Genomic DNA, 12,139 nt, shown 5'->3' with positions numbered 1-12,139 from the left:
CAAGTTATGAGACATAAAACATAGCATATGGCTTAAACGGCAAAGCACCTCTCTCTGAAGTCCCCCTGCGCAATCACAACAGCGTTTAAAAAATTGCATTTCAGCCACAAAATTTTTCAGCAAATTAAGACTTGCCCCAGCACAAAGTTAGTCGCATATTGCCGCAGTCATCATACCGTTAGCTCGATCACATTAGCCATAGTTCCTCATCAATGGCGCAAGGAGAAATCATGTTAAATCCCTACCCATTTGACTGGTATGGCATAGGTTATTGCGTTTTATGTGCAGCCTTAATTGGCTTTGAACGTCAATATCGCGGCAAACCTGTGGGGATCCGCACCGCCTGCTTGATCGTGCTGGGTACTTACAGCTTTTTAAAAATCGGTATTTCGCTGTCACCCCATTCGTTAGACCAAGCCCGTATCTACGGTCAAATCATCACCGGCGTTGGCTTCTTGGGGGCTGGTGTAATGATGTCACGTGATGGCCAAGTGATGGGCGTCACCTCTGCCGCCAGTATTTGGATGCTTGCCGCCATCGGCTTAATGATAGGCGTGGGGTATCATCATCTTGCCTTGCTACTGACTTGCCTTGTACTGCTGATCTTGGTGGGGGTAGATCTGTTAGAGCACAGCTTTAAATTTATGCGCCGTGGCGTTCATGCCCATTTTTACAGCCTGACCCGCAAGCGCATTAAAGCCAAGCATAAGTTAAACAAAACCAAGGCGACGCCAGCGAGCACCGATTAAACGGTTTTAGGGATCATTGCCAGCCAACTCCTTGCCGATATGATTTTCTAACTGTTGAATAGGCTGGCGAAATAAGTAACCAAGGGCAATTGAGGATGCCTGTCATCATCTCTCTGTACCCCGACACGCAGCTGCGCTAAGCTTAGCGCTTCTGATTTTGATGAGTGTTATCCATGACTAGCTTTCCTGATTTGGCCGCATTTGCCGCCGCTTACCCCACTTTAACCGGCACAGCTTTAGGCTTGGCCCATCAAGTTTGCCAGCAAAGCGATGAAGAAATTCGCTTTTTCAATCAGCAGCTCAACCAGCACAAGCTTATCCCGCAAGGTTGGCAAATTGAACTGATGCCCGCCAGCAACAGCGAGTGGCAACATCAAATAACCAAGGCTGACACCAGCAATCATTATCAACTTCAAAATAGCCAAACCTTAGCCGCCAGTGCGCTGTCGGTAGCATTAGAGCTGGCTTATTTAGACCAATGCGCCAAGGCGCAAAAAATCGCCAAATCTAAGCTAGGCAAAGAAGAAACCAGCCTTTCCTGCTGGTTTGCCGATTTAAATCAAGCCGATCCCGCCAGCATGACCTTAGCGTTAGATACGGTTTTACTGGTGTATTTCCACCAAGTATCGCAAGTGATGTTTGGCCATATGGCTTTGCCTGAGCCCAGTTTGGTTGAGCGCCGCGCCCTGATCACCGATGCCGACTTTAACGCGGGCACTATGTTTTGTCTGTGGCTTGATTATCATCAAACCTCGTCACGCATTCCGGCCGATACCGATGAAGCAATCCAGCGTTTAATCAATGCCGCTTATCTTTTGGCTGTATTGGATAAACAGCAAAGCAACAACAAAAACGCCCTGCACTTTGCCAGCAATCGCGTTAACTGCTTTGTCAGCGGCGCGGTTACCGCCTTGCATGAGATGGAAAAAGGCAAGCAATTTGCCAGTGAAGAAGATGAACTACAGCAGCAAATCAGCGAACTAAGCCAATGGATTGAAGCCGCCTTACTCGACTCAAGTTTGTCTGAAGCGGTCGGTAGCGATGCTGATATTGAGCGTGATGAAGAAAAACTGCAGGGGGAAACGGCGAGCATACGCGCCGAGCTCAAGGCAGGACCTTTAGTGAAACTGGCCTTTAATTAACAGACCCTAGGTAAAAATATTGCAATTAAATATCGTATCAATAAGTAGCAAAACTTCGTTTTCAAGGATGAAAACGCAGAGCGTATAGGGACATATTCACCGCGTTTTTGCGGATTATTGATACGCTATGGCTGCAAGCTCAGGTAAAACAAAGGGGCCAATTGGCCCCTTCAAATCCAAATCACACGATTAGGCAACATCACGTGCAGGCAGAGTGCGACCGTGAGTGATGTAAAGGGTTAAGCCAGTAAATACCAAGCCGCCCACTAGGTTACCTAAGGTCACAGGGATTTGGTTCCACACTAACCAATCCACAATAGTGAACTCAGCGCCTAGCATCATGCCAAGTGGGAATAGGTACATGTTCACAACCGCGTGCTCAAACACGAGACCGAAGAAGATAAAGATTGGGAACCACATCGCCAGTACCTTACCGCTCACTGATTTCGATACCATGGCACCCACTACGCCTAAACACACCATCCAGTTACACAAAACACCCTTAACAAATACCGTGATCCAACCGTTAACACCGTGTTCAGCAAAACCTAGAGTGCGACTAGTCGAAGCCTTAATAAACGCTTGACCCACCGCGCCCGGATCGACGCTAAAGTTCATGGTAAAGGTTAACGCCACTAAAAAGGCTATGCCCACAGCACCAATTAAGTTACCCAAAGCCACCAGCAACCAGTTACGTAAAATACCGGCTTTATCAACACCTTTGCGCTTTTCAAACAAGGCTAACGGCGCGAGTGCGAACACACCAGTTAACAGGTCAAAACCCATTAGATTTAAGATCACAAAACCCACCGGGAACACGAGTGCCCCCGCAATCGGCACGCCAGTTTGCACTGCGGTGGTGATCGCGACCGCAACCGCAATAGCTAAAATGGCGCCCGCCATCATGCCGCGAATAATGGTATCGCGAGTAGACATCAAGACTTTAGTTTGGCCGGCGTCGATCATGGTTTGTACGACATCAGCGGGTTTTACATACGACATAAATTCGTCCTTGTGCTTAGAGTTAAAATTAAAAATAAAATTGAATTGTGAAATGCCCTTGCTGCAACACTCGGCCCAGCAAGGCACATTAGGGCAATGCAATCTCAGCTGTTAGATCTGAACTTCCACCTGCCCCTGATTAACTCGCACTTGATAAGCGGCAACCGCAAAGGCGGGATTATCCAAACAACGACCGTCACGCAAATTAAAGCGCTGCTTTTTCAGTGGTGATGCCACCCACAATTCGTCTTGGTGCTGACAAATAATGCCACGCGACAACACATTCGCTTGGGCAAAGGGATCCATGTTGTCGATGGCAAACACTTGCTCGTCTTGATAAGGTCGGAAGATAGCGACCTGATGACCCGACACTAGCGCGCAAACACCGGTTGCTGGGGTGATCTGGTCGATGTCACAAACCGTTACCCATAGTTGTTGCTTACTCATGCTGGCTCCTCCTGTTTTTGCTTAGCATCGCCAAGTTCAATCCGATATGTAGGCACCTTTTCACTGGCAAACGCCGGGCGCTTCTGGCCACGCTCAGGCACAAACTGCACGTTGTCATCACCTAAATCTGAGTTAATAAAGTGTGCAAAGCGTTGTAATTGCTCTTGATCAGATAGGGTCGCAGCCCATTCACACTGATAGCTGTCGATTAAGCCCTGCATGTCTTGCTCTAGCTGGTCGTTAATCTCAAGCTTGTCGTTCACTATCACGTCACGCAGATAATCAATGCCGCCTTCCAGGTTATTTAACCAAACCGAAGTACGGGTTAATTTATCGGCGGTGCGAATGTAGAACATGATAAAGCGGTCGACGTATTGCATTAGGGTAGCTTGATCCAAATCCGCCGCTAACAGCACCGCATGTTGTGGCTTCATACCGCCGTTACCACACACATACATGTTCCAGCCCGCGTCGGTGGCGATAATCCCTAGGTCTTTACCTTGAGCTTCGGCGCACTCACGGGTACAACCCGACACGCCAAACTTCATCTTGTGTGGGGTGCGAATGCCTTTGTAGCGATTCTCAAGGATTGCCCCTAAGCCCACGCTGTCTTGCACGCCAAAACGGCACCAAGTGCTGCCGACACAGGTTTTCACCATGCGCAGTGCTTTGGCGTAGGCTTGTCCTGTTTCAAAGCCCGCGTCTAACAAACGCTGCCAAATGCTCGGTAGGTCTTCTTTGCGCGCGCCAAATAAGCCGATACGCTGCGCACCGGTTACCTTGGTATATAACTCAAAATCTTGCGCCACTTGCGCCAATACGCCGAGGGCTTGCGGCGTCACTTCACCTGCGGCCATACGTGGGATCACCGAGTAAGTGCCGTCTTTTTGCATGTTGCCAAGGAAGATATCGTTGGTGTCTTGCAAACCGTTATGTTGCGGAGCTAACACGTAATCATTCCAGCAAGATGCTAATAGCGAGCCAACTGTGGGTTTACACACTTCACAGCCGTAACCTTTGCCGTATTTGGCTAGCAAGGCGTCAAAGGTTTTAATGCCTTCCACCTTAATCAGGTGGAACAACTCTTGGCGCGAGTATTCAAAGTGCTCACATAAATGGTTTTTAACTTCGATGCCTTGCTTGGCTAATTCCGCATTCAACACTTGCGAGATTAATGGCACACAACCGCCACAACCTGTACCCGCTTTGGTTTCCTGCTTAATGGCTGACATGGTGGTATGACCTTGCGCCACGGCGTTGGCGATATCGCCTTTAGTCACATCAAAACAAGAACACACTTGAGCCGCATCAGGTAGCGCATCCACGCCCAATTTAGCGCCGCCGCAGCCACCGCGATCCGGTAGGATCAGGCTATCAGGGTGCTCTGGCAGTTCAATATCATTGAGCTTGTATTGCAGTAAGTTACTGTAGTCGGAAGCATCACCCACCAGCACTGCACCCAGTAAGCGCTTGCCGTCTTCTGACACCACAATGCGTTTATATAAATCTTGGCTTTCATCACTATAGACATAACTACGACAACCCGGTGTGCGGCCATTCGCATCACCAATGCTGCCTACATCCACACCTAGCAGCTTTAGCTTGGCGCTCATGTCCGCCCCTAAAAAGGCATTGTCATTGCCTAACAGGGTATCAGCGGTGACTTGGGCCATTTTATAACCCGGTGCAACAAGGCCAAAAAACTGCTCTTGCCATGAGGCACATTCGCCAATAGCAAACACATCGGGATCAGAGGTCATACATTGGTTGTCAATGACGATACCGCCACGACGACCGGTGGCGAGGCCACACTGTTTTGCGAGTTTGTCTTGCGGGCGAATACCGGCGCTGAACACCACAAAATCCACTTCTAACGATGTGCCATCAGCAAAGGTTAGGGTGTTGCGCGCTTGCTCACCTTGGGGGATGATTTCAAGGGTATTTTTGCTGGTATGAACTTGTACGCCTAAGCTTTCAATTTTACGGCGCAGCATGTTGCCGCCTTGGCCATCAAGCTGCTCCGCCATCAATACTGGCGCAAACTCAATCACATGGGTTGCGACACCTAGGGCCTTAAGGGCACCTGCCGCTTCTAGGCCAAGTAAGCCACCACCGATAACCACACCGCTTTTACTGCGACGGGCACAGGCTTCAATGGCTTTTAAATCTTCAATGGTGCGGTAAACAAAACAGTCTTTGCTTTCATGGCCTTTGATCGGCGGCACAAATGGGTATGAGCCCGTTGCCATGATCAATTTATCGTAATAAACCGCGCGACCCGTCTGGGTATGAATAACTTTTTCAGCGCGGTTAATGGTGATAGCACGCTCACCAATCAGCACATTAATGTTGTGCTTTTCATAGTAGCCTTGTTTAACCAGCGATAACTCTTCGGCAGTATGATGAGAAAAATACGATGACAAGTGCACTCTGTCATACGCCACGCGCGGCTCTTCACACAGTACCGTGATGTCAAATTGGGATGCTGGCGATTTGTCGATAAGCTCTTCAATCACACGGTGCCCGACCATGCCATTGCCAATTATTGCGAGTCTCATTTTATTCATTGCTGCCTCAGTTTTTTATGCTTATGGCGGCAATGTAAAAGCAAAAAAGAATAGCCAGTTGATTTACATCAACTGGCTATTTAAACATCTCTTTAGGGGTAGATAAGCTGTTAAATTAAATAAGCAAAAATGACCCAAATGTATCAAATAAAAAGCCAATAAAACAATTTGGCAACACTTGCCTTGGGGCGATTTTTGGCTTTAATCAGCACCTTTGACAACCAGAAAATCCAACTAGCTGCGCTGCGCTAAGGTTCGGTTAACTGCGTCTTCAACCTCTGTGATTAAAGCATCAAGACCAGTTAAGCCTTGTTGCACCACTTCAGCTTGCTGATCTTTACAGGCTTGTTCAATTTGCTGGCAAAGATCCCCAAGCTGATTAATGCCCATGGTAAAGGCGGAAGACTTTAACTTATGGGCGAGATTTTGCATTGTCTCAAGGTCAAAGTCTTGCTGTTGCATATTCGCTATCACTTTCAACTGCGGCAAACTTAGCTGCTGAAAATCTTCAAGGGAGTCATAATAGTCCTCTAGATCATCAGCAAAAATTTCACTGATCACACTGGGGTTGAGTAAATTATCTCCTTGCCCTGCTGCTTGTTGTAATAGGGGCTCAGGTGCGTCACTGGTAGGCGGCAGAGCTGGCGAAGCAATTTGATCCGCATGACGTATTTTTAACCATTTATGTACCATGCTTTGCAATTTGCTCAGCTCAACCGGTTTAGCTAAATAATCATCCATGCCAGCAGCCAAGCATTTTTCAGCCTCCCCCAGCAAGGCATTAGCCGTAATGGCGATAATAGGCACACTGGTATCTTGCTGGCGCTGCTTAACCTTTAATATCCGAGCCAATTCATAGCCATCACGGTTTGGCATATGGCAATCGGTTAACACTAGGGCAATGTTATGCTTGTCGTATAATTTCTCGGCTTCAACGCCATCTTGTGCCATCACGCAGGTAAAGCCAATTTTGCGCAATTGCTTGCGGATCACCTGCTGATTGGTTTGGTTGTCTTCCGCAACCAAAATCAGCTGCCCAGCCGCTTCCGCATCTTCAACCGATAATTCAGCGCGGGTAACTTCAAAACGGGTATCTTGAAATGAATCAACCGGACTTTCACGGCCAACAGCCACATTGATGCCGTGATACAAGGTACTTCTTTTCAGCGGCCGAGCACCAATCGAAAATGCTTGCTGATTAATAATACCTTCACCGCGTGAGGTCAAAGACAACACTAAAAAGCGTAACCGTAACGCAATCGACGCGGGCACAAAACGCTCTACTTTTGCCATACAGTCTTCGTAGTTATCGGTCACCACAATGAAGAATTGACTATTGCGCGTATTTAAATGCCCCGCTATGTCTTGGTAAGTGCAATCGATAAACTGGGCGTTGGCCGCAATTAAATATTCAGGTACATAGCGTGCTGCCCAATCATTTGAAATAAATGAAAAAACACAAACATCACTTAAATCCAATTGCTTGCTATTACCACTGAAGGAAATGGGGAAGCACAAGGAGATCCGAAAGGTGGAGCCGGCCCCAACTTCGCTTTCAACCTGAATGTCCCCGCCCATTAACTGCACCAAGTTATGACAAATCGCCAATCCCAGCCCCGTACCGCCGTAGCGCCTTGTGGTTGAAGACTCAGCTTGGGTAAAAGGTTGGAATAGATCCGCAATATCCGCTTCTTTAATGCCGATACCATTATCTTTAATGGCAATATCGACATTGAGCTTGCGCTCATCATGGCTGGGTCTCACCTTAGCACTGACAATCACTTGGCCTTTGCGCTCTAAGCCGCTGGAAAATTTCACCGCGTTGCCAAGTAGATTAAACATGACCTGACGGATCCGTACCGGATCGCCAATGACGGAAGGCGGAATATGGGGATCAGTATACAGCTGCATTTGTACTTGTTTCGCTTCTGCCCCCGGCACTAAGGTATCTAATACGCCTTCAAGCACTTCGGTTAATGAAAAGTCAATTTCTTCCAGTTCAAGCTTGCCCGCTTCCACCTTAGAAAAGTCCAAAATATCGTTAATGATATTGAGCAGAGAAAAAGAAGAGTCGCGAATGGTCGTGTTCATGTCTTGCTGTTCGCGGGTCATCTTGGTGGTCATCAACAGGTCAATCATGCCTATGATGCCATTCATCGGGGTGCGAATTTCATGGCTCATGGTGGCTAAGAAGTTAGCCTTGGCTTTAGAAGCCGCTTCGGCATTATCTCGGGCGCTCACCAGCTCTTGCTCTACTCTGTCTCGCTCGATGATGTTTTGCTTAAACACCTCTAACGACTTGGCCATATCGCCCACTTCGTCTTCGCGGTCTTGATAGGTGATGTCAACCTCTGTGTTACCGCGAGCTAATTCACGCATGGTGTGATTTAAACTGGCGATAGGCCGGCTGATAGTGCGATAGGAAAAATAAATAATGGCAAAGCAGCAGAGTAATACCAGAACTAAAGAAATACTGAGAAAGTACTGGTTCGAGGCAGTCAGTGAGCGCAAGCCCTCCAGTGAATTTCGTGCATTTTGGTCTGCTTCGACCGCTAAGTGATCTAAGATAGTCTCCAAACGCGAAAAAACTTGATGCTCAAGCACATCAATCGCTACGATGGCGCGTTTTTTCTGCGTCGAATCATATCGGGCGAATATTTCCAAACCACCGTCACGCAATACAACATATAATGCATTGACTTTCGAGAGGTCTTCAACCTCTGCATCCTTTTGTTCTAATGGCTTGAGCTTATTAAAATAAAATTCAAAATTTTGGCTGCTTTTAATAAACACTTTTTTGGCATTACCATCACCATCAACGTAATCATTTAGGCTGCTCACCATGTCGCCTGCCGCATCACGAATTTCGAGGTAATATTGCACCCCAGGTAAATCATCTTGTAACACCTCTAAATAGTCTTTTTCCGCTCCCTCACTACTACTACCAGCATCTGCAAGCTCACTGTTTTTAAGATCATCAAGTAGCTTTTCTAACTCTGCGCCCGTTACCTCAATCAGCCCTTCTAACCTTTGATTAGCCCAGAACTCTAACTCAGGATCATATATATTGAGCACTTCGGCGCGCGCTCGAGTTTGGTATTCCGCAAATAGCGTCTCGATTTCATCAAGACGAGTGTTAACTTTTCCCCCTTGAGCAATTTCGGCATCATTTGCTCGGCGCAATTGCTGCAAGTACTCACGAAAAGAAGTCACATTAAGATCAAAATCTTCCTTCTCGTCTGACTCACCTAAGGTGTACTCCAAAATATTCGAATTTAGATCCCCTAATTCATCCAGCATATTAATTGACGATAACGCTTCGGGAATATCGGATCGCCCCACTATAGTGGTGTCAGCTTGTACCCGAGTATTTAAAAAATAGCTGGAGCTGGCTTGAATGATCACGAGTAAACTGATGGCAAACATGGCCAGTGCGACCTTCCCACCTATGGTATTTAATGAAAAAAGGCCATGTTTTTTTGCTTCCATAATCAGTCCTGTTAGATCTCGATTAGTTTTCATAATTCGATACTACAACTCAGTTAAATATAGCTATAGTTATAATTAATTGTGGCTAAATAATGAATTTATACAGAAGCAAACTTATGCCTGAAAAAAATCTGCAAGACATGCGTATTCTGGTGGTTGACGACGACGCATTTACATTGAAAGCCCTGGAACGGATCTTATTAAAGGCAGGGGTAAGTAAGCTGATTTGCACCGATATTTCGAGCCACGCATTGAAGTTTCTTAGCTCGCGATTAGAGCCGGTTGATATCTTAATCTCCGACTTAAATATGCCTGACATAGATGGCATTGAATTAATTCGCTACATCAGTGATTTACCTCGTCAAGTTTCCTTAGTTTTGATCAGCGGGGAAGATAAACGGATTTTAGCCACGGCAGAAAGTATTGCTAAAGAGCGCGCGATTGACGTGCTGGGAGCCCTAACCAAACCCATTAACTCTTCGCAATTATTGACTATTTTGACCAGTCCTGAGCTGACCAAAACCGTACAATCCAGAGAGGTCGCCAGCTCCGATTTGGCTAAGGAATTACGCAAAGCCATTAAAAGTCGTCAGATTGTTCCTTATTACCAACCTCAAGTATGTGCACAAACCTTAAAAGTTGTAGGACTAGAAGCACTGGCTCGCTGGCACCACCCAGAACGAGGTCTCATTCCTCCTAACGTGTTTATTCCCTTGGCTGAGCAGTTGTCGCTAATCAATGAGGTTACTGAGCTGATGTATCAGCAAGCCATTGCCGATTTAGGAGCCATTCACCAGCAAGGCTGTCAGCTGCAGCTTTCGGTGAACTTCTCTGCCCAGTGCTTGGTTTGGCTTGATGTGCCAGAGCGGATCCAACAGACCTTAAAACAGCATAATATCCCCCCTAAATATCTCACCATCGAAGTGACAGAATCCTTACTAAACAAAGACTTAGCCACCAGCTTAGATATACTAACGCGATTAAGATTGAAGGGGCTTGGTTTATCGATTGATGATTTTGGTACCGGCTTTTCCACGATGGAGCAGCTTAAGCGGATTCCCTTTAATGAGTTAAAAATTGATCAATCGTTTGTTCATGGCGCAACCCATAATCACGTTAGCAGCGCGATACTGGAATCAAGCTTAAACCTAGCGCAAAAACTCGATATCACCACAGTGGCAGAGGGGGTTGAAGATCAGGAAGACTTGGAGTTTGTTAAACAACTCGGCTGCCATCGGATCCAAGGCTATCTATTCGCTAAGCCGATGCCGATGGATGACTTGTGTAGCTGGTTAAGCCAATACCCGCGGTAACACAGCCGCGGGCTTGACTGTTAGTCTTTGGCTTAAGAAGCGCCCATTTTGGCTTTCATTTCAGCCACTTTGGCCTTGTATATAGCCAATCGCTGTTTCGACATTTCAGTCGCAAAAGGTAACTTCACCTTGAGCGGATTAACACGGCGACCGTCAATATGAAATTCAAAATGCAAGTGAGGTCCAGTAGAGCGGCCCGTATTTCCGGTTTTAGCTACCATTTGCCCCATCGATACACGCTCACCCTTACGCACGAGTATTTTACTTAAATGCAGGTATCGGGTTACATAGCGACGACCGTGTTTTAAGACAAGGTAACGCCCTGCCAAAGGGTGATTTTCGACCCGTTCAACCACGCCATCACCGATGGAATAAACCGGGGTGCCTATCGGTGTGGCCCAGTCAGTACCATAGTGAGGGCGAATTTTACCGGTGACAGGGTGACGTCGTTTTAAATTAAAATGCGAGCTAAGGCGGTATTTGCCATTGAGAGGGCTTTTACGATATGCCTTACTTAAGCCAGTGCCGTTTTGATCATAGTAGTTGCCGTCATCGTGAAGAAATGCACTATAAGTGGTGCCACGACTTTTAATCACCACGCCTAACACTTCTTCTTGATAGTATTCGCCCTTGATGGTTTGCTGGTTGACTAAGACATAATATTTATCACCCGCGCGCAGATTTTTAAACTTCAGCCTGTTTTCCAGCAATTTGGCGATATGGGCTATGCTGCTCATACTGAGTTCATTACTATTGGCACTGACATTAAATGAGCCATGTATCTCTCCAGCAACTACTTTTTCTTGCCACTCGCCTTGCTCGGTAAATAGCTCAGCGCTATAACCATCATCGGTTAGGGTAAAGGTTAGCTGGTTGGCAATATCAATCCCTAGCACGAGTTTAGACAGTTTACCTTCAGCGTTGAGCGTAATGTTTAACGTTTGCCCTGGTAATACGTTACCTAGACGTAGGTCTTTTTCATCGGCCACCAGTAGATCTGGAAGAGCACTGTATACATTGAGCTGACTTAAATATTTACCCACCGTATCGCCGACCTGTAAGGTAATAAAATGCTCAGACGCGCCAGACATATCGGGAAAGTCAGCATGGGCACGTAGCACTTCGTTGGGATCAGGCATGGCTTGCTGCGATTGCTGCTCAATGATTTTATCTATATCCAGAGGTAGCTCACGCGTCACTGGCTTTTCGGTTAGCGAATCCTGACTTGGGAAAATGAATAGAAATAACAATGAAACAAGTGCAATGGTGATAATTGCTAATACATGAAAACGAGGCAGTCGAGACAACATTGAAAGCATACTCACAGTAAGTGTTATAGAGTAACAAAAACGCTCAGTTTATAAGAATTTCCGGCGAGAATATAGCGCTATGTAACAAGTCAAAATCCATAATTTGAACTGGATTAGGTA

General features: G+C 46.6%; 8 protein-coding genes. 3 read left to right on the top strand and 5 right to left on the bottom strand.

Annotation, left to right across the window (positions count from 1 at the left end; all coding sequences use genetic code 11):
* Window positions 1-230 precede the first annotated feature (230 nt).
* Window positions 231-749 (top strand): MgtC/SapB family protein, encoded by a 519-nt coding sequence (locus ACK8OT_RS08435; protein ID WP_410196061.1) that lies wholly within the window; start codon window positions 231-233, stop codon window positions 747-749.
* A 173-nt stretch (window positions 750-922) separates the two neighbouring features.
* A complete protein-coding gene (locus ACK8OT_RS08430) occupies window positions 923-1,891 on the top strand; it encodes a hypothetical protein (protein WP_410196060.1) in 969 nt (322 codons plus the stop codon).
* A gap of 189 nt (window positions 1,892-2,080) precedes the next feature.
* On the opposite strand, the gene ACK8OT_RS08425 is transcribed toward ACK8OT_RS08430, so the two are convergent.
* From ACK8OT_RS08425 to ACK8OT_RS08410, 4 genes are all read right to left on the bottom strand, one after another.
* Window positions 2,081-2,893, bottom strand: a complete 813-nt coding sequence (locus ACK8OT_RS08425) for a formate/nitrite transporter family protein (protein ID WP_410196059.1) — start codon at window positions 2,891-2,893, stop codon at window positions 2,081-2,083.
* A 111-nt stretch (window positions 2,894-3,004) separates the two neighbouring features.
* Window positions 3,005-3,340 (bottom strand): nitrite reductase small subunit NirD, encoded by a 336-nt coding sequence (nirD, locus tag ACK8OT_RS08420; protein WP_410196058.1) that lies wholly within the window; start codon window positions 3,338-3,340, stop codon window positions 3,005-3,007.
* Entirely contained in the window at window positions 3,337-5,907 is a 2,571-nt protein-coding gene (gene nirB / locus ACK8OT_RS08415; RefSeq protein WP_410196057.1) for a nitrite reductase large subunit NirB, read from the bottom strand. The genes nirD and nirB overlap by 4 nt, the downstream gene beginning before the upstream one ends.
* A gap of 234 nt (window positions 5,908-6,141) precedes the next feature.
* The gene (locus ACK8OT_RS08410; protein WP_410196056.1) at window positions 6,142-9,396 is read right to left on the bottom strand and encodes an ATP-binding protein; all 3,255 of its coding nucleotides are present in this window, start codon (window positions 9,394-9,396) and stop codon (window positions 6,142-6,144) included.
* Between the two features lie 116 nt (window positions 9,397-9,512).
* On the opposite strand from ACK8OT_RS08410, the gene ACK8OT_RS08405 reads away from it, so the two are divergent.
* The gene (locus ACK8OT_RS08405; RefSeq protein WP_410196055.1) at window positions 9,513-10,709 is read left to right on the top strand and encodes a GGDEF/EAL domain-containing response regulator; all 1,197 of its coding nucleotides are present in this window, start codon (window positions 9,513-9,515) and stop codon (window positions 10,707-10,709) included.
* Window positions 10,710-10,741: 32 nt separating this feature from the next.
* Here the strand turns inward: ACK8OT_RS08405 and ACK8OT_RS08400 are convergent, their stop codons facing one another.
* Window positions 10,742-12,019: a peptidoglycan DD-metalloendopeptidase family protein gene (locus ACK8OT_RS08400; protein ID WP_410196054.1), complete on the bottom strand. Its 1,278-nt coding sequence runs from the start codon at window positions 12,017-12,019 to the stop codon at window positions 10,742-10,744.
* Window positions 12,020-12,139 lie beyond the last annotated feature (120 nt).

Source organism: Motilimonas thetidivivens (assembly GCF_046452435.1).
Classification (GTDB): domain Bacteria; phylum Pseudomonadota; class Gammaproteobacteria; order Enterobacterales; family CBDFNC01; genus Motilimonas.
This window is presented reverse-complemented; position numbering and strand designations above follow the sequence as displayed.

What these genes read in the sequence shown, in the direction of transcription:
- ACK8OT_RS08435 (WP_410196061.1), top strand. Translation starts at nt 231, where the DNA reads ATGTTAAATCCCTACCCATTTGACTGGTATGGCATAGGTTATTGCGTT.
- ACK8OT_RS08430 (WP_410196060.1), top strand. Translation starts at nt 923, where the DNA reads ATGACTAGCTTTCCTGATTTGGCCGCATTTGCCGCCGCTTACCCCACT.
- ACK8OT_RS08425 (WP_410196059.1), bottom strand. Translation starts at nt 2,893, where the DNA reads ATGTCGTATGTAAAACCCGCTGATGTCGTACAAACCATGATCGACGCC.
- nirD (WP_410196058.1), bottom strand. Translation starts at nt 3,340, where the DNA reads ATGAGTAAGCAACAACTATGGGTAACGGTTTGTGACATCGACCAGATC.
- nirB (WP_410196057.1), bottom strand. Translation starts at nt 5,907, where the DNA reads ATGAATAAAATGAGACTCGCAATAATTGGCAATGGCATGGTCGGGCAC.
- ACK8OT_RS08410 (WP_410196056.1), bottom strand. Translation starts at nt 9,396, where the DNA reads ATGGAAGCAAAAAAACATGGCCTTTTTTCATTAAATACCATAGGTGGG.
- ACK8OT_RS08405 (WP_410196055.1), top strand. Translation starts at nt 9,513, where the DNA reads ATGCCTGAAAAAAATCTGCAAGACATGCGTATTCTGGTGGTTGACGAC.
- ACK8OT_RS08400 (WP_410196054.1), bottom strand. Translation starts at nt 12,019, where the DNA reads ATGTTGTCTCGACTGCCTCGTTTTCATGTATTAGCAATTATCACCATT.